The organism is Brevundimonas staleyi, assembly GCF_041893865.1.
Classification (GTDB): Bacteria; Pseudomonadota; Alphaproteobacteria; order Caulobacterales; family Caulobacteraceae; genus Brevundimonas; species Brevundimonas staleyi.
Window position 1 is genome coordinate 2,599,769 of record NZ_CP169082.1, and the last position, 22,970, is coordinate 2,622,738.

Annotated in this window: 29 protein-coding genes; 14 read left to right on the forward strand and 15 right to left on the reverse strand. The window is 64.3% G+C overall.

Features of this window, described 5'->3' with window-relative positions; translation table 11 throughout:
- Positions 1-112: 112 nt before the first annotated feature.
- Complete coding sequence (locus ACETK8_RS13270; protein WP_341020810.1) at positions 113-955, forward strand: universal stress protein; 843 nt, start codon at positions 113-115, stop codon at positions 953-955.
- A 225-nt stretch (positions 956-1,180) separates the two neighbouring features.
- Here the strand turns inward: ACETK8_RS13270 and ACETK8_RS13275 are convergent, their stop codons facing one another.
- The 6 genes from ACETK8_RS13275 to ACETK8_RS13300 form a co-directional block, all read right to left on the reverse strand.
- Entirely contained in the window at positions 1,181-2,200 is a 1,020-nt protein-coding gene (locus ACETK8_RS13275) for a relaxase/mobilization nuclease domain-containing protein (protein ID WP_374036356.1), read from the reverse strand.
- Positions 2,200-2,718, reverse strand: a complete 519-nt coding sequence (locus tag ACETK8_RS13280) for a MobC family plasmid mobilization relaxosome protein (RefSeq protein WP_316628679.1) — start codon at positions 2,716-2,718, stop codon at positions 2,200-2,202. The genes ACETK8_RS13275 and ACETK8_RS13280 overlap by 1 nt, the downstream gene beginning before the upstream one ends.
- A 227-nt stretch (positions 2,719-2,945) precedes the next feature.
- Entirely contained in the window at positions 2,946-3,092 is a 147-nt protein-coding gene (locus tag ACETK8_RS13285; protein ID WP_169802110.1) for a hypothetical protein, read from the reverse strand.
- Between the two features lie 49 nt (positions 3,093-3,141).
- Positions 3,142-3,495, reverse strand: coding sequence for a hypothetical protein (locus tag ACETK8_RS13290; RefSeq protein WP_169802109.1), 354 nt, complete (start codon positions 3,493-3,495; stop codon positions 3,142-3,144).
- A gap of 79 nt (positions 3,496-3,574) precedes the next feature.
- The gene (locus ACETK8_RS13295) at positions 3,575-4,465 is read right to left on the reverse strand and encodes an ArdC family protein (RefSeq protein ID WP_374036357.1); all 891 of its coding nucleotides are present in this window, start codon (positions 4,463-4,465) and stop codon (positions 3,575-3,577) included.
- Between the two features lie 68 nt (positions 4,466-4,533).
- Positions 4,534-4,830: a DUF736 domain-containing protein gene (locus ACETK8_RS13300; RefSeq protein WP_054765695.1), complete on the reverse strand. Its 297-nt coding sequence runs from the start codon at positions 4,828-4,830 to the stop codon at positions 4,534-4,536.
- A gap of 924 nt (positions 4,831-5,754) precedes the next feature.
- Here ACETK8_RS13300 and ACETK8_RS13305 point away from each other — a divergent pair.
- Together ACETK8_RS13305 and ACETK8_RS13310 are read left to right on the forward strand one after the other, a co-directional pair.
- The gene (locus tag ACETK8_RS13305; protein WP_184272810.1) at positions 5,755-7,101 is read left to right on the forward strand and encodes a dihydrolipoyl dehydrogenase family protein; all 1,347 of its coding nucleotides are present in this window, start codon (positions 5,755-5,757) and stop codon (positions 7,099-7,101) included.
- 69 nt (positions 7,102-7,170) lie between these two features.
- Complete coding sequence (locus ACETK8_RS13310; RefSeq protein WP_054765692.1) at positions 7,171-7,407, forward strand: DUF2188 domain-containing protein; 237 nt, start codon at positions 7,171-7,173, stop codon at positions 7,405-7,407.
- Positions 7,408-7,436: 29 nt separating this feature from the next.
- On the opposite strand, the gene ACETK8_RS13315 is transcribed toward ACETK8_RS13310, so the two are convergent.
- Genes ACETK8_RS13315 through ACETK8_RS13335 form a run of 5 tightly spaced genes read right to left on the reverse strand, consistent with a single transcriptional unit; the run spans position 7,437 to position 10,504 of the window.
- The gene (locus tag ACETK8_RS13315) at positions 7,437-8,558 is read right to left on the reverse strand and encodes a hypothetical protein (RefSeq protein ID WP_054765691.1); all 1,122 of its coding nucleotides are present in this window, start codon (positions 8,556-8,558) and stop codon (positions 7,437-7,439) included.
- Positions 8,542-9,462, reverse strand: a complete 921-nt coding sequence (locus ACETK8_RS13320; protein WP_374036358.1) for a HEPN domain-containing protein — start codon at positions 9,460-9,462, stop codon at positions 8,542-8,544. Before ACETK8_RS13320 ends, ACETK8_RS13315 begins: the two co-directional genes overlap by 17 nt.
- 46 nt (positions 9,463-9,508) lie before the next feature.
- The gene (locus tag ACETK8_RS13325; protein WP_054765689.1) at positions 9,509-9,868 is read right to left on the reverse strand and encodes a bleomycin resistance protein; all 360 of its coding nucleotides are present in this window, start codon (positions 9,866-9,868) and stop codon (positions 9,509-9,511) included.
- A 34-nt stretch (positions 9,869-9,902) separates the two neighbouring features.
- A complete protein-coding gene (locus tag ACETK8_RS13330; protein WP_054765688.1) occupies positions 9,903-10,121 on the reverse strand; it encodes a GDCCVxC domain-containing (seleno)protein in 219 nt (72 codons plus the stop codon).
- On the reverse strand, positions 10,118-10,504 hold the full coding sequence (locus ACETK8_RS13335; protein ID WP_066624881.1) for an MFS transporter permease: 387 nt from the start codon (positions 10,502-10,504) through the stop codon (positions 10,118-10,120). The genes ACETK8_RS13330 and ACETK8_RS13335 overlap by 4 nt, the downstream gene beginning before the upstream one ends.
- Before the next feature lie 110 nt (positions 10,505-10,614).
- On the opposite strand from ACETK8_RS13335, the gene ACETK8_RS13340 reads away from it, so the two are divergent.
- Positions 10,615-10,974 carry a MerR family transcriptional regulator gene (locus ACETK8_RS13340; protein WP_248119735.1) on the forward strand — a complete coding sequence of 120 codons (360 nt, stop codon included), beginning with the start codon at positions 10,615-10,617 and terminating at the stop codon, positions 10,972-10,974.
- Between the two features lie 43 nt (positions 10,975-11,017).
- Here ACETK8_RS13340 and ACETK8_RS13345 read toward each other — a convergent pair whose 3' ends face one another.
- The gene (locus ACETK8_RS13345; RefSeq protein WP_054766931.1) at positions 11,018-11,581 is read right to left on the reverse strand and encodes a manganese efflux pump MntP family protein; all 564 of its coding nucleotides are present in this window, start codon (positions 11,579-11,581) and stop codon (positions 11,018-11,020) included.
- Between the two features lie 223 nt (positions 11,582-11,804).
- On the opposite strand from ACETK8_RS13345, the gene ACETK8_RS13350 reads away from it, so the two are divergent.
- Together ACETK8_RS13350 and dmeF are read left to right on the forward strand one after the other, a co-directional pair.
- On the forward strand, positions 11,805-12,080 hold the full coding sequence (locus ACETK8_RS13350; RefSeq protein ID WP_054765685.1) for a metal/formaldehyde-sensitive transcriptional repressor: 276 nt from the start codon (positions 11,805-11,807) through the stop codon (positions 12,078-12,080).
- A 10-nt stretch (positions 12,081-12,090) separates the two neighbouring features.
- Positions 12,091-13,047: a CDF family Co(II)/Ni(II) efflux transporter DmeF gene (gene dmeF, locus ACETK8_RS13355; protein WP_054765684.1), complete on the forward strand. Its 957-nt coding sequence runs from the start codon at positions 12,091-12,093 to the stop codon at positions 13,045-13,047.
- Between the two features lie 12 nt (positions 13,048-13,059).
- On the opposite strand, the gene ACETK8_RS13360 is transcribed toward dmeF, so the two are convergent.
- A complete protein-coding gene (locus tag ACETK8_RS13360; RefSeq protein WP_054765683.1) occupies positions 13,060-13,473 on the reverse strand; it encodes a four-helix bundle copper-binding protein in 414 nt (137 codons plus the stop codon).
- Between the two features lie 353 nt (positions 13,474-13,826).
- Between ACETK8_RS13360 and ACETK8_RS13365 the strand changes: the two genes are divergently transcribed.
- Genes ACETK8_RS13365 through ACETK8_RS13375 form a run of 3 tightly spaced genes read left to right on the forward strand, consistent with a single transcriptional unit; the run spans position 13,827 to position 16,288 of the window.
- Positions 13,827-14,273, forward strand: a complete 447-nt coding sequence (locus tag ACETK8_RS13365; protein WP_054765682.1) for a TIR domain-containing protein — start codon at positions 13,827-13,829, stop codon at positions 14,271-14,273.
- 1 nt (position 14,274) lies between these two features.
- A complete protein-coding gene (locus ACETK8_RS13370) occupies positions 14,275-15,732 on the forward strand; it encodes an SIR2 family protein (RefSeq protein ID WP_054765681.1) in 1,458 nt (485 codons plus the stop codon).
- Positions 15,733-15,787: 55 nt separating this feature from the next.
- Complete coding sequence (locus tag ACETK8_RS13375; protein ID WP_197273301.1) at positions 15,788-16,288, forward strand: toll/interleukin-1 receptor domain-containing protein; 501 nt, start codon at positions 15,788-15,790, stop codon at positions 16,286-16,288.
- Here the strand turns inward: ACETK8_RS13375 and ACETK8_RS13380 are convergent, their stop codons facing one another.
- Positions 16,289-16,816, reverse strand: coding sequence for a toll/interleukin-1 receptor domain-containing protein (locus ACETK8_RS13380; protein ID WP_054765679.1), 528 nt, complete (start codon positions 16,814-16,816; stop codon positions 16,289-16,291). It lies immediately after the preceding gene.
- Between the two features lie 371 nt (positions 16,817-17,187).
- On the opposite strand from ACETK8_RS13380, the gene ACETK8_RS13385 reads away from it, so the two are divergent.
- Positions 17,188-18,039 carry a DUF2971 domain-containing protein gene (locus tag ACETK8_RS13385; protein ID WP_054765678.1) on the forward strand — a complete coding sequence of 284 codons (852 nt, stop codon included), beginning with the start codon at positions 17,188-17,190 and terminating at the stop codon, positions 18,037-18,039.
- A gap of 72 nt (positions 18,040-18,111) precedes the next feature.
- On the opposite strand, the gene ACETK8_RS13390 is transcribed toward ACETK8_RS13385, so the two are convergent.
- Positions 18,112-18,831 carry a hypothetical protein gene (locus ACETK8_RS13390; RefSeq protein WP_054765677.1) on the reverse strand — a complete coding sequence of 240 codons (720 nt, stop codon included), beginning with the start codon at positions 18,829-18,831 and terminating at the stop codon, positions 18,112-18,114.
- 66 nt (positions 18,832-18,897) lie between these two features.
- Between ACETK8_RS13390 and ACETK8_RS13395 the strand changes: the two genes are divergently transcribed.
- The 4 genes from ACETK8_RS13395 to ACETK8_RS13410 are packed head-to-tail and all read left to right on the forward strand — an operon-like array spanning position 18,898 to position 22,923.
- Positions 18,898-20,094, forward strand: coding sequence for a CBASS cGAMP synthase (locus tag ACETK8_RS13395; protein ID WP_112862343.1), 1,197 nt, complete (start codon positions 18,898-18,900; stop codon positions 20,092-20,094).
- Positions 20,091-21,761 (forward strand): ThiF family adenylyltransferase, encoded by a 1,671-nt coding sequence (locus ACETK8_RS13400; protein WP_003169300.1) that lies wholly within the window; start codon positions 20,091-20,093, stop codon positions 21,759-21,761. Before ACETK8_RS13395 ends, ACETK8_RS13400 begins: the two co-directional genes overlap by 4 nt.
- 32 nt (positions 21,762-21,793) lie before the next feature.
- Complete coding sequence (locus ACETK8_RS13405) at positions 21,794-22,270, forward strand: Mov34/MPN/PAD-1 family protein (RefSeq protein ID WP_081602746.1); 477 nt, start codon at positions 21,794-21,796, stop codon at positions 22,268-22,270.
- Positions 22,270-22,923, forward strand: coding sequence for a hypothetical protein (locus ACETK8_RS13410; protein WP_054765674.1), 654 nt, complete (start codon positions 22,270-22,272; stop codon positions 22,921-22,923). The genes ACETK8_RS13405 and ACETK8_RS13410 overlap by 1 nt, the downstream gene beginning before the upstream one ends.
- Positions 22,924-22,970: the final 47 nt, after the last annotated feature.

A 22,970-nucleotide genomic window follows, 5' to 3' on the forward strand; every position in this document is an offset into this window, starting at 1 on the left:
CAGACGACACCCGCCGCAGTTCGGGCGTCCCCGGCGGCGCTTGAGCGAAATCAAAGTCACAAGCGATTCGGTGTGCCACCGAACTCTCTTGTCCTAAGGACCAGAAATGCCAATGCTCGATATCCTCCTTCAGATCGACACCTATCCGGAAGCGACGCCGCCGGAGGCGATCGACCAGGCTGTGCGATTCACCGCCGCCGCGGGCGGCGTGCTGTCGGCCTTGGCGATTGAGGTCGATATTCAGGCTCCCAAGAACTGGCTGGCCGACCACTTGATCGGGCTCAGCCACATGGCCGTCGAAGAGGAGCGGAAGAGCCGACAGTTCTGCACTGCGGCGCTCGAGAACTTCACCTCCAAAGCCGGGGAGGCAGGCGTCCTGGGTGAGGTGATCCACGGCAAGGCGGATCTCTACGCGGTCGGGGCCTATGTCGCCGAACGGGCGCGCACGCGGGACCTCTGTATCGTGCCGGTGGCCGATCACGCCGACGGGCAGCGCTCCATCGTCGAGGCGGTCGCCTTCGGATCTGGCCGTCCCGTTTTGACCTACCGCCCGGGGGTCGCCGATCTCCCTCTCGCCGGCCTTGGCTCTATTGTGATTGCCTGGGACGGCAGCCGCACAGCGGCTCGCGCCATGGCGGACGCCTTGCCTTTCCTGCGGATGGCCCGCGAAGTTCGGGTGCTTACCGTGACCAACGAGAAGTCTTCCGCCCGCGCTGGCCTGGGCAAAGACGTGGTGCGTCATCTCGCGGCCCACGGCGTCAACGCCGTTGTCGACGAGATCGATGCGGACGGCCGGCGCATAGGGCAGGTGTTCGAGACGTATCTCGCCACGAGTCGCCCGGACCTCTTCGTCATGGGCGCCTATGGCCGATCCCGCGCCAGAGAGTTCATTCTAGGCGGGGCGACGGAGCATATGCTGCACGACCCCAAGGTGCCTCTGCTGCTCTCGCACTAGGTCCGGTTCACCTCCCTGAAGGTGGGGCCACCACCTCAGTTTCGCGCCCAACCAATGCGCTGTCGGTGAGCGGACCGCTCTAACGTCCGCTGAGAGTCAGCAGCGGTCAAAGGTGCGCGCGCCACCGCAGGAAGAATTAAACGGTGTGGATGCTCCCTAGTTCGGACGAGATGCCGCCGGGATCCGTGTTGCGTTCACGGCTCGGAAACGCCGGGGGACCTTACTTCAGCGCTGCCTCAATCGTTCACCGATCCGCTTGCCGTCCTCCTCAAGCTGCTGACGCAGGTCAATCTTCTCAGAAATCACCTCACCGCGGGTCCGAACCCGCGGCATGTCTTTCACGAACGCCGCAAGCGCCGCACCCAATTCACGATCCTCGTCTCGTTCCGAACGAGACAAGGCCAAGGCCTGGGCAGCGAAATAGCGGCGGACATCCGCCTGTCGCGCGCGCCCCGCCTCGACCCACGGCGTCTTTCTGGCTTTGTCGAGCGCCTCCCGCGCAGCCGCCACGTCGACATTGGGCGGTTCGCCTTGGCCTTGGCTGAAGCGAGACCGAATTCTCCGGAGAACGCCCAGCTCCGCCTTGCGCACGATGCCGCGCGTCCGCCTCGGCGTCGCCTCAGCCTCCAGCCCGCGATCCCGCAGAGCCGCCGCAAAGGCCTGCCGCCACTGTTCGAGATCGGCCTTGCGCGGGTTGAGCTTGTGTCCGTCGTGGCCAAGGGTCCGAACCGTCAGATGGACATGGGGATGTCGCTCATCGGTGTGGAAGGCGAAGACATAGGGATGGCTGTCGCCGAACGTCTGGCCGGCGAAGGCCCGCGACGCATCGTGCATGCGGAACGCGTCCGTGCCCGGCGGCATGCTGAGCACGATGGACAGGCTGACCGCGCTATCCTTGCGGCGACGTGGATCCGCCTCGACCTCCGCCATCCAATCTCCGACGAGCCTCCCGACCTCGGCCCGGGACTGAAGCCGCTCGCCGTCCGGCCCCTCAAGCGGAAGTTTTCCGTTCCGCCCGATATAGGCGAGATGGTTTTGGAGATGACCGCCGTCGCGGGTCCGCCCCGTGATCTTGACCATCACTTCTGGCACGCGTCGGGCGATCCGATCGAGCCGGGCATGGGGGCTCATGTCGGGGCGGGAGCGTGCGATCTGCCCTGGCGGATCGGTCAGGCGCGCGCGCCTTTGCCGGACCGGTGGACGCACCGCTTCCTCGAACCCCCGAACCTGGACGAAGTCCGCCATCAGCGGTCCGACCAATAGTGGAGGTTGCCCTTGAAGGCGTCGTGGACCCCACCGAGATGAGCGCGGATCTCGACTGCAAAATCGGCGAGTTGAGCGACCTCCAGATCGAGCACCTTGCCCTCGAGGACGGCGGTGTTCATCGCCCTGGCGATCTGGTTCACGTTGACGCCGATGCGCCGCAACTCGCGCTGGATGCCTATGAAGGCGATGGCTTCGGACGGCGAAAGCTGAGGCCGCTCGTGGAGGCGCCGTCGGATCAAGGCGACCGTCCATTGGGTGCGGGACAGGCCCGTGCGAGCCGCCTCGAGCTCCAGCAGCGCCATGTCGTCAGAGGTCAGCCGAAGAGACAGTTTGGCGTCGAGCCGATCCACGGACGGTGCGGCGACCTCTGGAAGGGCGGCCTGTGCAGCGCCCTCGATGAGACGGCGCAGGAGACGCGACCGACCACCCCGCCCGGCCGCCGCGGCGTCGAACCGTCGGATCAGATCAGCTGGCAGGCGTACAGTGAGGCGGTCCATGGGCGAGGTGATGTGTCTGACAATGCCGGCGCAAAGCCTATCCTGCCCTAGACCGTCACCCCCCTCGCCCCGTAGGCCTCCGGTGCTGCACGTCCTCCCCTCGGCGACCGCTGCACGGCCGCTCGCCCGCCGTCCTGTCGGACGCCCCAGCCGGACGGATCATGAGGAGGGAAGCGGCCTCGGAGGCAGACGCCCGCGCTTTCGCGCGGGCGTCCTCCGTCAGCGGATCAGCAGCAGGGTCCGCCGTTACAGCAGGCCGCGAGAAGCTCGCAGCAGGAGGCGGCGGCCTTGACCACCGAGTCGGGCGCGGCCGCGAAGGCAGCCGAGGCCGAGGTCAGCAGCACGAGGGCCGCGAGCGAAAAAGCACGTTTCATTGTTGATCTCCATGGATCGGTTTTCTGAGAAAAGGATCGTCGGTGGAGATCAGGTTCGAGGGGGCGGGTCCTCCGCTTCCGGCTCCACCCCCGCGAGGGCGTCGGCCGGTAAACGATCGTGCACATCGGCGGAGGCCGCTACCGGGACGGCCGCGGCGGGCGTCGGAACCAGGCCATGGCAGAGCACGGCGCACAGCCGAGCGCAGCTCATCTTCACGGGATCGCAGGGGGCATCCGGACTGGAGCCGTCGGCGGGCGCCATCGGCATCGACATGGCCGCGGCCGGAGTCTCCCAGGCCGTGACCGGGCTCGACGCGAACAGCAGGGCGAACACGGCCAGAATGGCCGGCGCCCAGGCCGCAGTTGTTCGACGTCCGATCATCAAGCTCAATACGTCCAGCAAGACCCCAAGGTTACAGCGCAGGTGACGCGCGCGCCAGCCATGACCGGCGCGCGCCCCTGCATCTTTTACGTCCCCGGCGTCAGCCGCCCTCGCCGGCCGCATGAAGAAAGTTCACGGCGCGCTGGGCGTGGGCGGCGGCCGAGAAGATGAATCGCTTGTCGTCGCGCAGCACCTCGAGCCATGAGGCGACATAGGCGGCGTGATCCTCGCGCGGCTCGAGAGCCAGCCCCAGGTCGGCGCAGAGGAAGGCGGCGCCGATTTCGGCCACCAGTTCTTCCCGGGCGTAGCCGGCGTCTCCATGCCGGCGGCGTCCGAAGTCGCGGTCGAGCCGAGCGGGGTGCCTGGTCCAGTGCGTCAGCTCGTGGCCCAGCGTCGCGTAGTAGGCTTCCGGATCGCGGAAGCTTTCGAACACCGGCATCTGCACGAAGTCCGGTCCCGGCGCATAGAAGGCGCAGCCGCCGCCATGACGGACGTCGGCGCCCGTCGCGGCGAAGAACGTCTCGGCCCGGGCGATCCGTTGACCGAGGTTCAGGACCGGCGCGGGCGCCGGGGCGGACGAGGCCGGGAGACCCTCGATCTGTTCGACGTTGAAGACCGTGTAGGCCTTCAGGAACGGAATGCGTCGGGTCGTCTCCTCCCCGGCGTCGTCATCGTCGATGCGGACCAGCTGGTCGGCGTAGACGACGGTGGAACCCTTTTCGCCCTTGCGGACATGAGCGCCCAGGGCCAGCGCCTGCCGGAAGGTCATCCAGGTGGAGGACTGAAAGCCTCGGGCGGCGGCCTCGCCCCACAGCAGGACGACGTTGACGCCGCGGTAAGGCGTGCCGTCGTGCCGGAGGGGTCGGCTGACGCTTTCGGATGCGGCCCAGGGCTGGCTCCAGGGCCGGACGCCGGCTTCGAGCTGGGCGACGATCTGGTGGGTGATGCGGGTGTAGAGGTCGGGACGTGAGGGTTCGTTGGGGCGCGACATGGCGGCCTCCTCAAGACGGGATTTGAAGAAGGGGCGGCGGCGCTGTCGTCAGCGCCGCCGCGGCTCGCTCAGCGGGACCAGATCAGGCTGTGTCCGCCATCGATCTCGACCAGCGAGGCGTAGATCGGGGCCGGGAAGCTGGGATCGTCGAGCTTGACCGACAGGTAGTCGCGGTTCTGCTGGCTCGTTTTCTTCCAGGCCGCGCCGAACTCGGTCTGGCCGGAGAAGATGCGGAAATCAGGAGCCTTGTCGTCGGTCTTGTCATTGGCCCGGAGTTGGGCCGCCTTGACGTTGAGGGTCAGGGTCTTGATCGAACCGCTGTAGCTGCCGTCCGCTTGCTGGGTGAAGGAACCGATGGTGGCCATGGAAGTCTCTCCTTGCTGATCTCGGGCCACGCCTGCCGCGGCCTCGATGGCGATCGGCGGACCGGAGGCCGGGCGGCCCGCAGGCGAGCACAGGGAGCCCCGCAGCGCAGCGGAGGACCGGGAGCGCGACTTTCTTGCCTCGCGAGGAAGGCCGTCAGGCCGGGGAAGAAAGTCGCGCGAACGGTTGCGGAAGCCGGACGGGCTTCGGTCAGATCAGGCCATTGAGAGGCCGCGCAAGGCTTGGCGCGTCGCAGGAGAGACGGCTGGTCACCGCCGCTTGAACCATGCGGCCAATCGCGGCGCTCGTAGGGATCGTGCCGCCAATGCCGGTGCATCCGCTCCGCCACCAAAGACGTGCCCAGGATTCACCGCTTCCGCGTCGTCGCAGCTGACGCGCGGCATGGCGACGGGCGCGGCCACGCCTGGCATGAATCTGAGGTGTCTCCTGCTATGAAGGGAACCTGAAGCAACTCCAGCTTCGTTCCCCTTCCGAGCGTTCCGTTCGAGGGACAGTCGCGGTGTCGTAAGCCAGCCGGATGAGGCGGCCGGAGCGTGCTCATCGGGAGTCAGAACAATGCGCAACTCCATCAAAATCGCTGGCTGCGGAGACAGCCCTCGGCGTCATCGCCGGTCTCGTGGCCACGAGGGTAACCGAGAGGGCGCAGACGGCGCTCTACCAGATCAAGCCGCCGAAAGTACGGGAAGAGGAAGTGCTGGAGCGACCATGCTCTTGATGATCGACGAAGGTCTGACGCCTGTGTTCGGCTACAGTGCTCCCAATCGAGACAACCCCCTGCTCACCCAGGCTAGAGGGGTCGCCGGGCACCTTCTCTTTGGCGCCGTCAACGCGGTGGTGACCGAGGCACTGTACCGCCTCGTCCGTCCCAAGGTAGCCGCTACAGAGCGAGCGCGGAGCATACATCGATGACCAAACATTATGATCTTGTGGTGATCGGGACCGGGACCGCCGCCATGGTCGGAGCCATGCGGGTTCGCGCTGCTGGTCGCAGCGTCGCGGTTGTCGATTTTCGTCCCTTTGGAGGCACGTGCGCGCTCCGGGGCTGCGATCCAAAAAAAATGCTGATCAGCGGGGCCAACGCCGTCGATCATACATGGCGGATGCGAGGCAGGGGTGTCGCCGGCGACGCCCGAATTGCTTGGGCCGACCTCATGGCCTTCAAGCGGGGTTTCACCGATCCCGTTCCCCAAAAGCACCAAGAGCGGTACTCTGAAAGAGGCATCGACACTTTTCATGGACGGGCGCGCCTCACCGGCCGCAACAGCCTTGAGGTGGGCGAGGAAACGCTGGAGTTTTCGAACCTGCTCATCGCCGCCGGAGCCGAACCCAGGAAACTCGGCATCCCGGGGGAAGAGCATCTGGTCACCAACGAGGGCTTCCTCGAGCTGGGTGACATGCCAAAGCGCATTGTGCTGGTCGGCGGAGGCTATATCGCGGCCGAGTTCTCCCACATCGCCGCGCGGGCTGGCGCCGAAGTCGTAATCCTCCAGCGTGGCGAGCGATTGCTTCCCCAGTTCGACCCGGACGTGGTCGGTTGGCTCATGGAAAGCTTTCGCCAACTCGGCGTTGACGTGCGCCTCGAAACGACAGTCCAGGCGGTCGAGCAGACGCGCGCAGGCTTTCGGGTTCACGCCCAGACGAAGGGGAAAGCCGTCGATGTCCATGCTGATCTGGTCATTCACGCCGCCGGACGAGGACCTGCGATCGACGATCTCGGCCTTGACGCCGCCGGGGTCGAGCATGAAGGAGGCCGCCTGAAGCTCAACGAATTTCTGCAGAGCGTTTCCAATCCAGCCGTCTATGCCGCGGGCGACGCAGCCCAGGTCGGTCCGCCGCTGACCCCCGTGTCCAGCCACGACGCCAAGGTCGTGGCGGCCAACATTTTGAACGGTAACTCCGAAAGGCCGAACTATCGCGGCGTCCCGAGCGTGGCCTTCACAATCCCGCCTATCGCGGCGGTCGGGCTGACGGAGAGGGAGGCTAAGGATCAGGGTCTGCTCTACCGAGTCAAAAATCAGAAGGCCTCCGACTGGTTCACAGCACGCGCAGCGGCCGAACCCACCTTCGGCTTCAAGGTCTTGGTCGAGGAAGGGACGGAACGGGTGTTGGGCGCCCACCTCGTGGGCCCGAACGTGGACGAGGTCATCAATATTTTCGCTTTGGCGATCCGCCATGGACTGACTGCGGATGACCTCAAGACCACGATGTTCGCCTATCCGACGGGCGCATCGGATGTGGGCTACATGCTATGACGCTCAAGCGGTGTCGCGGTAGGTTCATGGCGCCATCCGCATCGCGGATTGGAGCGAAGGAGGGATCCCTTGGAGAGGCAGTCCGACACCATCCAGTTCACGGTGATCCGGGGCGACGGCGACTGGCGGGTGCTTCGCGATGGCCGACCCTCAGGGCATTTCGACTTCAGCGTCGACGCCATAGAGTCCGCGCTCGTGAAGGCGACGACGCTGATCGACAAGGGCGAGCAAGTGGAAGTCTTTGTCCAGGACGCGGCCGGCCAGTTGCGTCAGGTCGATCCGGTCGGCGGGGAAGTGCTCCACTAAGAGGACGGCGATTCCGACCTCGTCGCCTTTTAACCCGTCCACTCGAGTTCGAAATCCGGAGTGAGCGCGATCAAGCCTGTTTCGATCTGGTTCCAGGTCAGGCGGAGCGCCTTCAGATCTTCGGGCGTGAACAGGTGCGCATGGTGCGACGCCGCGCGCAGCTTCCCAGCCTGCTTCAGAAGATCGAACACCGCCTCTGGGTCGTCGAAACCAGCCTCGAAGATCGCCTGGAAATGCTCCGGATGGCTCATGATCCGCGCGTAGTGGGTGTAGTCGGCATGGTCGAAAACCTCGCCTCCCCGCTTCTTCCACTTCCCCAGCAAATCCTTGCAGTCGCACAGCGGCAGGCGCTCGTCCGCCCAGTCCTCACCGTAGGTCTCGGCCATCACGGCATCTAGAATTTCCCTCAAGGTCAGTTCGTAGCGGTGAACCAGAGTCTTGGCGCGCTTCACATGCGGCGGGGCCGAGTTGGCCTGAAGGCGGGCCTTCAGGCGACGGCGCTTCTCCGCCATCGTCAGGAGACGCCGTCTCGGCCAGTGCGCAAGCCGCAGTCCCGCCGCGTCGAGGAAACTGCGATAACCGGCCAGATTGGCGAACTGCGGCATCTCCGTGATGGAGAAGGCGCCGACCGCCTCTCGCACTCCCCGCGTCAGCCGGTCGCTCTCGGCGAACATGTCGGCCATCGCCGAGGCCCGCGCGAAGGCCTCGATCTGGGCGGGTCGCCCGATCGCCAGGGCGCTCGCGCCAAGACCACTGTCCGACAGTCGGAGGATGCGATCGACGAAACTGTCCGTCGGCGTCCTGAAGCGCTCGAGACCATCCGGCAAGGCGAAGCCGGCGGACAGTTGCGCGATCCGCTCGGCCTGCTCGATCAGGCCATTCGGAAACGCGGCGCGATAGACGCGGTCCGCGTCGGTCTGAGCCCTCATCAGGGCGCCGACGCCCTGCATCCGGTCCATGAACGGGTTACGACCCATCGCGGCCAAGGCCAGCGGGGTCTCCAGCTTCATGCGCTCGGCGATGCCGAGCACGCCGCTGGCCCGCAGCATATCGTGCTGTCGGCGGACGTCCTCAAAGGGATCGGCCATCCGTCTTGCGGCGTCCAGCGTCGCGCGCATGCTGGGCGGGATCAAATCACGCGGAAGGGTCATCGCTCGCCGCTTCGCGCAGATGGGCCAGCCGTTCCTCGCACACAGTCGTCGCCAGCGCGCGCAGCACCTCAACCCGCTGGGTCAACCAGGTCAGTTCCTCGACGCTGATCTTGTAGTGCTTGGAGTAACGAGCCTTCACATAGGCCTCGCGCAGCAGCTCGAAGCAGCGGCGCTCGAACTTGGTCTCGCGCGGCCAGGCCTCGGCCAGGCGGGCGTCGATCGCCTCGCACTTCTTGCGCAGGAAGGCGAGGTTGTGCGCCTTGCCGCTGTAGAGCGTCACAACCAGCAAAACGCAGTGGTAGAGGTGTTCAGCCGATTGATGAAGGTTGAACGCGGCGAGCTTAGGATCAGCGCCCTCGCCCATATAGAATTTCGCGCCACGAGCAAAGCTGGCCGAACTCTGCGTCCAATCTCCGAAGAACTCCTCCGCTTCCTTAAGGGCAACCTGAGCTTTCAGGTCAGCCGGCTTGCGCAGCTTGGCGCCGGGCGTGTCGAAGAGAACGATGCCCTCACGCACGATGTCGGCCCAGAAGTATCGCCCGCGGTCCAACTGCTCGTTCACGTCTTCCAGACTGTGCACGATAAGGCTCACCGGCGTGCGGATCAGGGTCTCGCCCGGCATCAGCTTGTTCTCGGCGTCATGCCAGAACTCGCCGTCGGTCAGATCCTCATGATCGACAACGATCAACAGATCGAAATCCGAGAAGTAGCGTCCGACCGGATCATGGACCCAATCGCCGCGCGCATACGATCCGTAGAGGATGATCTTGAGGATCTTGCCGTTCTTCAGCCGCTCGGCCTGACGGGTCGAGACGGTTTCGGCGAACGACTCGCGGATCACCTCGACCACCCGGCGCAGTTCCACCTGCTTGCGCGGCGGCAGATGATCGATCGAAGTCTTCATGACGCGAGTCTCGCGCAACGCGTGCATCGGGGCAAGGCGCGAAGCCTCAGTTCTGGATCAGGCGGATCAGGGTTCCGTCCGGGTCGATGAGCGCGCCGATCCGCATGCCCGACTCCTCGATCTTGGGCGCGTGCAATCGGGGTTGGCCCCAGCACGTCTCCGGCAGTCCGGTGCCAAGGCACACGGCGTAGAACGCGTCGAGATCGTCAAGCCGCAGGCAACAGCTGAAGTTGCTGGTCAGCGGATCAAGTTCCGGGTGCGGGAAGAACTCAAGCGTCAGCCCGCCCCGTTTCAGGATCATCCACCCTTCGTCGCGCCAGCCCTGCTGGAAGCCCAGTCGAGTGTAGAACTGGGACGTAGCTTCGAAATCCCGCGACGGCAGGTTGGGCGTGGCGTGATCGGTCACGGCGAACTCCGGAATGCAGCAGTGCCGCCTAAGCCTAGCCGCAACAGCCCTTTCCATCCACCTGGATCGGCGGACACGGCACGTCGGCATAGGAGCAGAACACGCAGCAATCGCCGGGTTGAGGCTTCAGCTTCACGCCGCAACCGAGGCAATCGTAAAACCAGATGCAGGCGTCGGTGGGCATGGTCTCGGTCGCGACGTGACCGCAGTGCGGGCAGGTCAGCGTCGATTCCAGAACGATGGCGGGGCTCATCGCATGGCCGCCAGTCGCGGCATGGCCCATGGTTCGATGTAGGGCTGCCAGGCCAGGGACAGGACGATCAGCAGGCTGGCGATCACCAGCAGCCAGAACGCCAGACGCGAGGGCCGGCGGCAGGATGCGTCCTTCCGACACATCCGCAGGCGACGCCAATGCAGCAGCCAGCCGGCGGCCAAGATGACGGCGGCCAGAAGCGTCAGCCAGGTTCGCGCGCCCGCGATGACCGCGGCGCCGGCGAAGGACACGCCCGCCACCGAGAGAGCCAGAGGCAGTACACAGCACGCGGCCCAGGCGAACACCGAGGCCACACCGCCGATGGCGGCCGAGGCGCTGACGGCGACCTCAGGAATGTTGGGCCGGTCTTGATCGATGGCCATGGGGCCTCCCGTTCGATTTCTGCTACAGGCTACAACCCGTAGCCGCTACGGGATCAAGAGCCATGTCCGCACGAAGTTTGACGATCGGGCGCCTCGCAGAGAGCGCCGGGGTGAACTTGGAAACGGTGCGCTACTACGAGCGGATCGGCCTGATGCCCGCCCCGGCCCGCACCGAGGGCGGACACAGGAGCTATGAGCCGGAACACGCCCAACGCCTGCGCTTCATCCGCCGGTCCCGCGAACTGGGATTCGGCATCGACGCCATTCGGCGGCTGATCGCGTTGAGTGAGCCGGGCGTCCAGGCCTGCTGCGAAGTCCGCGACATGGCCCAGGACCACATCGCCAGCGTGGACGCCAAAATCGCGGATCTGGAGCGGCTCCGGACGGTGCTTAAGCAGGCCGTCGCGGACTGCAGCGAAGGCGGGCGGGTTCGGTGTCCGGTGATCGCAGAACTCGGATCGATCGCATAGGTGATGACCTGCGCACCCTGTCGAGCCGGTAGGGTCCTGGCAATCACGCGCCGATGACGCCGAGGTGCTCAAGCAGGATCATCAGACCGAGCGCGACAAGCGCGAGCCCTCCCAGAAGCTCGGCGATCTTGCCAAAACGCTGGCCGACGGCCCGGCCAATCAGCATGCCGATCGTGGTCAGCAGGAAGGTCGTGACGCCGATTGAGGCCGCGATAACCCAGATATTGGCTCCGATGAAGGCCAGGCCGACGCCAACAGCCGCCGCGTCGATGCTGGTCCCGACCGCCATGGCGATCAGCGCCCAAGGTCCGGACCGGCGTGGGGCATCCTCAGCCAGGGGACGGGTCGCTTCCCAGATCATCTTGCCGCCAACAGCGGCGAGGAGGCCGAAGGCGATCCAATGATCCACGCGTTCGACGAGGCCTGCAGCGACCATGCCGAGCCCCCAGCCAATCACCGGGGTGATGGCCTCGATACACCCGAATACCAGGCCTGCCTTCACGGCGCCGGCCAGGTTCGGTCGATGCAAAGCACCACGCCCAACGGCGGCGGCGAAGGCGTCGGTAGACATGCTGAGAGACAGAACGGCGATGGCGACAGGAGTCATGACGAGCATCCACCCGGCAACGAACAGCGCTTCCCTCCCCGGCCGGTGCGGCGGTGGGACGCGCTGGTCTCGCTAGGCGGCGGTTCCGCTGGTCGGACCGCGCGCCGAAACGCGAGTGTGTTGATCCGACCCCGGCGATCAGACGCCGGAAGCTACTCCCCAACAGGAAGCGGCCTCATAGGAGGTGTCGCGCGCCGGTGCAAGATACTATAGGGGAGTATCCATGGCGCATACCTCCACGAACAAGAAGAAGCTCGTCGCGCGGGTCCGGAGGATCTCGGGTCAGCTCAGCGCAATAGAGCGCGCCATCGAGTCTGAAGCCGGGTGTTCGCAAATCCTGCAGCAGGTCGCGGCCGCGCGGGGCGCCATGGGCGGGCTTCTGGAAGAGTTGATTGAAGACCATCTGCGCCACCACGTCGCTCATCCCGATCTGAGCGAGGACGCCCGGCAGGGCGGCGCCGACGAGTTGATCGCCATCATTCGCCGCTATTCAAAGTAAGGCCCGCGCCATGTCCGCGTCCGAGACCGACTATCTGACCCACGACCACTATTTCCTCAGCCGTTCGCACGACGACAGCGCACGGCGAACGCTGTGGGTGGTCGGCCTGACGGCCGTCATGATGGTCGGGGAGATCATCGCCGGCCTGGTCTACGGCTCGATGGCCCTGCTGGCCGACGGCTTTCACATGGCGACCCACGCCGGCGCCCTGGCCGTTGCGGCCGGCGCCTACGCCTACGCCAAGCGGCATGCCGCCAACCGGCGCTTCAGCTTCGGGACCGGCAAGGTCGGGGACCTGGCGGGGTTCGCCTCGGCGCTGGTTCTGGGCATCGTGGCGCTCGGGATCGCGGGAGAGTCCATCGGCCGCCTGATCGATCCGCGCTCGGTCGCCTTCGGCCAGGCGACGCTGGTCGCCATCCTGGGTCTCGTGGTCAATCTGGTCAGCGCCGTCCTTCTGTCCGGCGGGGGGCACCACCACGGTCGTCATGGCCACGGGCATGGCCATCACCACGACCACGATCATCACGACGACCATGATCACCAGCACGGTCATGGCGGCCATCGCGACAACAACCTGCGCGCCGCCTACATCCATGTGCTGGCCGACGCCCTGACCTCGGTGCTGGCGATCATCGCCCTGCTTGCGGGCCGCTATATGGGATGGGTCTGGCTAGACCCGCTGATGGGCATCGTCGGCGCGATCGTCATCGCCCGGTGGTCGTGGTCCCTGATGCGCGACACCGCCGCGGTGCTGCTCGACACAACGGACACCGCCATCGAGGCCGAGGTCCGCGAATTCGTCGAGGGGCCGGGCGACGCCCGGATCACCGATCTGCACGTCTGGCGCATCGGGCCGGACGCGCACTCGGCTATCGTCAGCGTGACCGGGGCTGTGGATGTCGCGACCGTTCGCGACCGGCTGAGGCCGGTCCACGAGCTCGGGCATCTGACGGTCGAGTGCCGTTGACGGCGATCGGCCTCAATGGCGTGACGGTGTGATCGAGGAGGCAGCCTCGCGGCAAGCGTTTTCGCAGCGGCGGCATTCCTCGGCGCAGATGCGGCAATGCTCGTGCATCTCGGCGTGTTTCTCACATTCGACAGCGCAATCCGCGCAGGCCTCGGCGCAAGTCTCGAGCATGCGCTGGATCAGTGTCTCGTGGCTGCCGGCGCGACGCGCGGCGAGGCCGGCCGTGGCCAGGCAGACGTCGGCGCAATCAAGATTGAGGCGGATGCACTGGGTGAGATCCTTCACCATATCCTCGGCCAGGCAGGCATCGGCGCAGATGTGGCACACCGCGGCGCAGCCGTAAGCCGCTTCGATCGCGCGAACGAGACTGTCGTTGACGCTTCCGCGCACGTCGGGATGGGTGCTGATCATTGGTTGGATTTGCATCGGAGGGCTCCTTGGTTGATCGGAGTCCAACCCAAGCGCCGCGACGGGGTTCCGAATGGCGACGCCTCCGGATATCCCGCGGATGACCATCGCCTCCTCCCTGGGGCTACGGACAGATAAGACTGCGGTGAAGCGCCAAAGAGCGGACATCAGTCCGCCGCCGAGAACTAGATGTTTCGACAAAATCGAAGTTGTCCGCACGCGGCGGCGGACCAACATACATCGTATGGCTGGCTGTCCGATCGCGAACCCGTAGTGGCGGGAATATCCGACAACCGTAGCCGTTGACTCGGAGGACCGCCGAGCGCAACCCAAGCGTTAGCAAGGGGCGATTCAGACCCGTGGAGGGAAACATGGCACGTCGGGTGTTCTTCAGTTTTCACTATCAACGCGACATCTGGCGTGTGAATCAGATTCGCAACATCGGCGAGATCGTGGGCACCGCGGCGGTCGGGTTCCATGACGCCTCGCTCTGGGAAGAAGCCAAAAAGAAGGGCGATACGGCGATCAAGAAGATGATCGACGACGCGCTGCTCAACACGTCGGTTACGGTTGTTTGCATCGGCGCGGCCTCAGCGGGCCGCAAGTACATCGACTACGAAATCAGCCAATCGATCGCGCGGGGCAACGGGATAGTGGGCATCCAGATTCACGAGCTCAAGGATAGGCTCGGAAATACGGATCTTGCCGGCGCTACCCCGGCTCTTCTTACGAGGGCCGGGGCGCCCGTCTACAAGTATGCCGATCACGCCCGGTTGGCGGCTCGGATTGAAGAGGCGGCCAAGCGGGCCGGACGGTAGGATGCCTACGTCAAGCCGAAATCGCTTTCTCAAGGATTTTCCAGCTGCCCTCCACGAAGGCGTTGGCGCAGTGTTCGTCGGCGCCGGTGTTTCGAAGGCCGCGGGATATCCGACTTGGGCGGAGCTTCTTAAGGACATCGGCGAGGAACTCGGTGTCCGCTCCAGCGACATCCAGGACCTCGCCGCACTGGCCCAGTGGCACATCAGCGAGAGCGGTGCCGCGACCGGCGTCCGCAACGTGATCCGGCAAGAGATCGGCAAAGATCGACCGGTTCCGCCGACCTTGGAGGTGCTGGCGCGCCTCCCCGTTCGGCAGATCTGGACGACGAACTACGACCGTCTGGTCGAGCGCGCCTTCGCCGTGATCAATCGGCCTGTCGATGTTGTCTCCGGGGCGGCCGACCTTTCGCTCCGCGCCCGGCCCGGCGCGGCACGGCTCTACAAGATGCATGGGTCCGTCGACCGAATGGACGACATCGTCATCTCGACCGACGACTACGAACTCTATCGGTCCAAGCGTGGGGCCTTCCTCCCCCTGCTGCAGGCGCATCTCAGCAGCATGTCCGTTCTTTTCATCGGGCTCAGCCTGACCGATCCCAATGTCCGGCACGTGCTATCCCTCATTCGTGAGAGCTTCACTGAAGCGCCGCCGGAGCACTTCGCAATCGTGAAGCCGCCCAGCCTGGCGGACTGTTCTTCCGAGGACGAGTTCAGGGCCCGCACGGCGCAGCATAAGCACTGGGCCAAGGACCTTCGCCGCTACGGACTGAGGACAATCGAGGTAGAGCATTACGACGAAATTCCCGAACTGATGCGCCAGGTAGAGCGCCGCGTCGCCGCGATGCGGGTATGGGTCAGTGGAAGCTGGCCGCTCGACGGCGACGACGGTCGCGCCGGCGATCTGTATCGCCTTTCCGAGGCGGTCGGCGGGTTGATCGCGGACACCGGGCGGGATCTGGTGAGCGGATCGGGCTTACTGGTCGGCCCAGCTGTGATTGGGGGCTTTATCGACCGTCTCCGTCAGGACGGCGGGTGGGATCTGGACCGCCGGCTGATCGTCCGACCCTTCCCTCAACCGCTGACGGATAGGGAGCCGGACCAGAAACGATGGACCGCGCTTCGCGCCGAGATGGCGCGACAGGCCGGGATTGTGATTTTCCTAGGCGGCGCAAAGCTCGAGGGCGGCTCTCAGATCGTTGCGGACGGCGTGTTGAAGGAGTTCGAGGTCGCGCGCGAGGCCGGGGCCTTCATACTGCCCATCGGTGCGACCGGAGGCGCGGCCGAGCAAATCGCGCAAGATCTGACTGGGTCCGCTATCCCATCGCAGGGCGCAAGCGCGGCCAGGCCAACCGACGAAGAGCTAGCCGTCCTGTCAAACCAGGCCACAACACCCGACAAGCTCCTGAAGCTCGTTCGAGAGATACTCCAACGGCTGGCGAAGCCACAGGACGACAACTGAGGTGACCCGGTTCGTAACAAGGGCGGAACTTCGGGGTTTCGCCGCGAACATCACTTTGACCGAACAGGCCTCCGTGCTTCGCACGGCTTCGGCGCGAAGCCCTGCCGGCTCAACTTTCCTGTCCCACTCCAGCAAGGACCAGGATCTTGTCGTGGGTGCCACGATCGTCCTGCAGAACCACGGCGCCGTGGTCTACATCGATGAAATCGACCCGGAGATGCCTCCCTACACCACGGACGAAACCGCCAATTTGCTGAAGTCTCGCATCAAGCAGAGCAGCAGGTTCGTTCTTCTGACGAGCAAGAACAGTAAGGAGTCGCGCTGGGTGCCTTGGGAGCTGGGAGTGGCTGACGGCTACAAGGGCCTCGGACAAATCGCTCTGTTTCCGTCCTCGGACGATCTGCACGACTCGACCTGGGCCTCATGGGAATATCTGGGCCTCTATCGCCGGATCGTTTGGGGCCAGATGAAGGGCAGCGACCAAGACATCTGGATGGTACTAAATCACAAAGCGAACACCGCAACGCCTCTCCGGAAATGGCTGACGGGTGGGTAGCTAGGTCGTGGGTCTAAGCTTATCAGCGCCACGCCGCCATTCATCATAGGACTTGTACGACCCCATCTCCGTGCGTCGTACTTGGTTCACGAATATGCTGGGGCTGCCGCTTAGGTTTGCGAAGTCTATCTTGGGATAAATCTCTAGATACTCTTCGCCTGTGAAGTCGAGTTCGCCCGTTGGAGGGATCAGCGGAAGGATCGCGACGTTGCCGTTATGGCCGTCGAAAAAACCGAGCTCCCACGGCATCCACCTCGACCGCCTCGAATGTCGGGAAAAGAGATAGAAGCAGGCGTCGCACTTCCTCATACGATGCCGCAACCTCTCTGCCGTAGCGCCGGTGACTGCGTTTCGGTCAAGGTTCGGATCGCTGATCCAGTCCACGTAGACGGTCTTTCCGGCCTCCTCCAGGATCCGCTTCACCCCCATGACGAGACTAGCGTCCCGAACGGAATGGGAGAGGAAAATGTCGAAGCGATCTGTCAGGGCGCTCAGCGCGGAGTCGAGAGCGAGCGCGAACGCCAGCACATGAGCGGGCTCGTCCTCTGCTACGCCAGCGCGAGCGCGGGCTTGAGCTTCAGTTAGATACATACGGTCAAGCTGAAGCGTAGACCCGCCCGTGTCCAATTGGAGATTGAGTAGGCATCGGAAGTCCGGGGTTCAGCAACTCGAAGCGGTTTGACGCCCTGCTCCCCGAAGCGCGATCTTGTTTTTGAAGGACCTGCCGCCGGGAGGCCGACAATGCAGCGGCCTTCATTGCGCTGGGTACTGCGGAGAGCGCCACAAGCGAACCAAGAGCGACGGCTCTATAGCGGATGTCAAATCCGGATCTGCGTGAGCGACACTTCCAATCCCTTCCAGCCATATTCTCTTTAGCAACGGCAGGTCATAACTTCCGCATGGCCTTGCCTTGGGACTTCAGCTCGGACCACTGTCCGGTCGTATACCACTACACCTCGATCGAGGCGGCGCGGGCGATCGTTGAAAACCGGACCTTTCGGCTCTCCGAGTATACCGCGCTGAACGACGCTTCGGAGTTTTCGTATGCTCGTGATCGACTGATCGGCCTTATGCGGGATCGACAGGTCTACACGGACCTCACGACCCGCATTTTCGTCGTGTCGGAGCTTGAGGGGCTGACCGCAAACACCGGCCTCATGATCGGGTCATTGACTCCTCGGCGCGACGATCTGGGGCAGTGGCGAAGCTACGCGGGCGATGGTGGCGGGTGCGTTCTGGGCTTGGACGCACGGCATCTCGAACACGACGCCGGCGTCGCGATCCGGACCGTGGTTTACGACGAAGCCTTGGTCGACCGAATGCTCTGTCTCGGCTTGGGCGTCGTCCAGCAACAGCTAGAGGATGATCCTGACGATCACCCGACGCTTTCGGACTATGCGCGGCGCCTGTGCGTCGACCTCTTTTCGATGAAACACCCTGGCTTCGCGGACGAGCGCGAAGTGCGGATATCGCGGATGCTAGTTCGCAATGGCGACGGCGCACTCGAGGACGTTGGTGGAAATCGGACGGGCGGAGAAAAGACACCTGCGCTTCCAGTGGGTCTTCGCGCCGGCCGTTTCGGGCCGACGCGATATGTGGATGTGCCCCTCGCCCGCCAGGATGGTTCGTCGGCGATAGTCAGCGTCGGCATGGGCCCGACCATGTCTGCGGACGCCGCCCCTGAGGCCAGCGACTTCTTCCAGTCTCACGGGCTCGAAATCTGGCGCTCCTCGCTCCCATACCGGGCTTGATATTCAGAAAGCCGCTTCTGCTGGGCCGAAAGGCCCGTTCTGGTGACGGCCCGACCCCGCGATGGCGACCTGCTAGCGCTTTATCAAGCCGAATGTCAGAGGCGTCCAAAAGTCGGCGCGGATCCGAGTGAGACGCAGGACACCTGCGGTATTCAGGCCCCGACTCCAAGCCCGGTTAGTCCAAGTCGGCCCGGCCATAGCCAGACCTCCACTTGCCTGTGAGCGCAAGGACAGGGTTGCGGCTCCGTCGAAACAGCCGACATCGCCGGCCTTGGGGTTCAACACCCGCCCCTCGAAGACATAGCTGAGGACGGCGTCCCCGGCTTCGTTCGCCGGCCTTAGTTCAACGGCCTTCAGGGTTGATATCTGATAGCGATCGTCGGCACTTTCGAGTTCGAGATAAATCCGGGCGAAGGTGGTCCGGATTTTCACCGACACGGGAACCTCGACCAAGTCCGGCAAGGGCCTAGCCAAGTCATCCACGTCGAGAGCGGGTGCGCCAGCCTGTTTGGCCGCCTCCTTAAGCCGCTCGACGACGGACCAATTCGAGGCGACCACGCCCGACCACTCCCCGTCAAGCTGCGGAGCCTTGCGTTGAAAATAGGGGACAAGCCACAGCAGCCGCCAGATCGGCGTCGCGACGAAAACCGTCACTAAAAGCGAGGTCAGGCTCATACCGCTTTGCAATGACGGGAGGATTTCGCTTCCGACCAACAAGCGCGCGCCAATGATCGCGACGCAGATCGCCAAAGCTGCCGTGAGCCAAGCCTTCCAACCCAGAACGGAATGCATTTCGCCCCCTTGCGGTCACAATCTTTAACCCTAGATGTAGGGTTCGGGCGCGCTCAGGACAACAACATGCGGTATAATGCACATCGGCTTCTTCATCAGGCGGCGAATCAACCGTGCCTGAGATGCGAACTGGTTATCACCGACGCGCAGAAGCACAAACTCCAGACCGCACAGAAGCTGGTCCGCAACGCGCTTCGTGCAGGGCTGCGGGTGGCCGGTGCCTATCTGACCCAGGACGAGGTCCCTCTGGTCAAGGCGCACGGGGTTCCGGACCCCGCCGCCCTGTCCTTTACCCCGAAGTTCCGCACCCAAGGATCTTGGGCGTACGGCACGCTGAATCAGCCCGCGAAGGCCTGTCAGCAACTCGACCTCGATGACGGCATGTATGTCCCCATGTCGATCGTCGGGCTCAACCCGGCCGTGGCCTCGAACACGCTGTTCGCGATCGTCGAACGCATCCTGGGCGCCCTCTGCGACGCCCAAGGCTGGACCCTCGACACAAGCAAAAGCATCTGCGTCCGGGTCGTGATTGATGCGGAAGCGCACCTCGACCTCAACATCTACGCCATCCCTGACGTGAAGATGGCCCTACTTGAAAAAGCCTTTCATGCGGCGGCCAATCGCGCAATGGACGGCTCCGCGTTCTCGTCCCCGCCGCCCGAAATCCGGCTCGATCCGAGCGAGATCTATGTCGCCCACCGGACTACAGGCTGGGAGCAGTCGGACCCGCTGGAACTCGAGGACTGGTTCGTCAATGCGGCGGCGCGTCATGCCAGCTGGACCGACCTAAAGCGGCTTACTCGCTATCTCAAGGCGTGGCGGGACTACCACTGGGACAGCTGTCGTTTGAGCTCTCTGGTCCTGATGGTCTGCGCTGTTGAAGCCTTGGACGAAGCCAATACCCCGCCCCAGCCTGGGCGGGACGACGACGGGCTGCTGGTGGTGGCCCGCGCCCTGTCCGCCAAGATCGCGGGCGTGGTGTGGAACCCGGTGGTTGACGACAAGGCCCTGAACGACAACTGGACCACAACCGAGCAGAACCAGTTCGAACTCAAAGCGCGCGCCCTCGCCAGTGAATTGGACGGTGCTCTCAACAACGAGACCAGCATCTTCAATGTCGTCGAGCGCTTCCGCAGGCTCTTCGGTCATCGGGTGCCGGACAACGCCGCTCTTGTGTCGCCCATCGCATCCGCAAGCCAGGTGCGCTCCACCGTTGCAGCGCAAAGCCCATCGCCCCGGGTGGGGTCCCAGACCTCCGGGTGACGCCTCTGGAGACCCGCGCTTGGGCGGCCCTCGACGCCGCCCTCAAGGCGCGAGGGTTCGCCTATGTGCAAAGCCGACGCGGGATCACCCGCTATCGCGGCGACCTCCGGTCGGGGAGGACCACCATCGCGGTCGCGGTCTGCGTGACTGATCCGGTGATGACGACGCCACCGAAGATCTATGTCGAAGACCTCGCGATCCGCAGGCGCCTTTTGGCCCACCTGAACGCCGATGACAGCCTCTGCTTCGCCGAGAAAGAGGTCGAGGAATATGATCCCTACAATGCCGGAGGGGCCATCCTTAGGGTGCTCGAGTCCGCCAAAGAGACGCTCGACCAAGTGCTCCACGCTTCCACGCTCGCCGACCGCCAAAGGGAGTTCGTCTCCTACTGGAACCCTGACACCTATCTCTATACGGACCTCCCCGCAGGGTTCTCCGGTCGCGCGCGCTGCTGCACCTGGAACAGGGTCGGCGGGCGAGACAGTTTGGTGATCACGACACCAGAACGGGTTAGCCGATGGAGCCGGGACAAGCCTGACGATGTACGGCAGGCATATGTGCTGCGCGGCAACCGCCCTTTCGACATTCGGCGAGGCGGAGGGCCGGGCAAAACCCTCGCCACGCTAAAGACTTGGATCGCGCATTTCGTCGATGAGCCGGACGCCATCGCCCACGCATTTGCGCCTGCCTTGGTGGACAAGGGGCACATCATCCTTGCGGCCGAGAACGGGGTCGTCGCCGCGTCATTCAAATGGCCCGAGTTCGCCAGGATCGCCTATGCGAAAGCGCCCCAGAATCGTCGCGCCCGATCCATATCTCACGGAGAGAACGAGATGACCCTCGATCGTGGCCTTGCCGACAGCGTCGCTCTCCCGGACTTGGTCAACGGCCGGCTCAGCGCGCCTTCTCCCCTTATCGGAAAGGCCGTCGCAGTCGTGGGCGCGGGCGCAATTGGTTCCCGAGTCTGCCTAGAGCTGGCGAGGTCCGGCGCCGGTCAATCTCAGCGCCCCATGTTGATCATCGACGGCGATCAGTTCTCGACCGCCAATTTTGGCCGCCATGTCCTGCCGGTTTCCGCGGTTCGCCTCGCCAAGGCCGGCGCTCTCGCCGCCGAAGTTCGACGGCTCCATCCCGACCTGACGGTGGAGGGCGTGGCCACCGACGTGTTCGGGGTCACAGCCCGACTCCAAGACTACGACCTCGTCATCGACGCGACTGGCTCAACACCTGTGGGCCTTCGTCTCAACGATTTGGCCGTAACGACCCGCCGCCTAGGCAAGCCCTTCCCCCCGGTGATCCACGCCGCCATCCACGGCAATGGTCTGGCGGCCCAGACCGTGCTGGTCACCCGCTCAGCCCATGCCTGTCTAAAGTGCTTGCGGCCTAACCACGGCGAACTCAAAGCCAATCCCCTCAAACCCGGCGTGACCACGGCGGTCGAGAGCGGCACCTGCGGCGATGGCGCTCATATCAACTATGCAGCCCCGGCGCCGATGCTCGCTGCCACCCTTGTCGTTCAAGCCGCCCTTGAATGGGCGGCGGCACCCGACATGCCAGGTCCTCGCGTCCGCACTCGGGTGCTGGATCTCGAGCATACGGCTCCTCCGAAGGACCGAAACTGGCCCATCGAGCCGCTTTGTCCGGCCTGCCAAGGCCCGGTGACTTGAGTTTCGGCCCCCGCAACGTCCTTGTCGAACACATGGTGTTGAGCCGCATCAAGGCCATCGCAGAAGCCGCAGCCTTTCGACACGAGGTCGGTGGGATTCTGTTGGGGAGCTATCGTGGCCGCGATCTTCATGTCATCGACGCTTCCGCTCCTCAGAACAGCGACCGTTGGTCCCCGACACGGTTCTGGCGATCTCCAGCCGGTCACCAGGCCTTTGCGGATGCAGCATGGAGACGGTCTGGCGGTCTGGTAACCCATATTGGCGAATGGCATTCCCACCCGGAACTCCGCCCGACCCCCTCGGTGATCGACCGGGCGTCCTGGCTCAAGTCGCGACGTGAGCAGCGACGCCCGCTCGCCTTCCTCATTGTCGGGACCGCCGATGTCTGCGTCTGCGCCGACGCGGAGCTCGGAACGATCCGGGCGCTTGTCCCCATCGACCAAGACGAAATGGGCGTTCTGTTTGGGCATCCCCTGAGCGATCCATCGCGACCTGTGACCGTAAGCTAATGACGAAGGCACGTCTCGATGTTCCCGAAGACTGGATTTCCCGGACGCTGGATCACGCGGTCCAGCGCTATGCGAACCGGACGGGTGAACTATTCTATTTCAGCATGAAGGGTCACCACGAGGCGGTCCGTCACGCTTACGAGGACCTCGGTGGCGAAGGTCAGTGGTGGATCCCCACCCTCAGCAACAATCTGCTCAAGGCCATCGCCCTGACGTTGAACGGCCAGTGGCAGAACGACGTGGTGGAATGGTTGTGCGAAACCCAGGCCTTCGGATCATCAGGTGCCACGGACTTCTCCAAATTCAGGAAAAGCGCGTCGCCGGAAGCGGTCGACAAGCACGTCCGCCGCCTACGGGGATGCGGCCTCTCGACATTCCCGGAATACGCCACGCTCCGGGAACTGCACCTCGTCGCTAATGCGGTGAGGCACGGTCCGGGACGTTCCCTGACCGAACTTTGGGAAGCCCATCCGGAACTGTGGGCACCCGATAGCGAGATCATCCGACTGCGCCCTTGGTACATGCCCGCGAAAGAGCCCTTGTCTCAGTTCATCGTCAGCGAGGCTGACATGAACCGATACAACGATGCGGTTTGCACCTTCTGGAACCGGGTCGCTGAGGCAGCCCTCACGGAGGGTGAAGGATCAGACTGACCTGCGTCAGCGGTCAAAATTAACAGAGTCCGCACCCCAAGATCTCG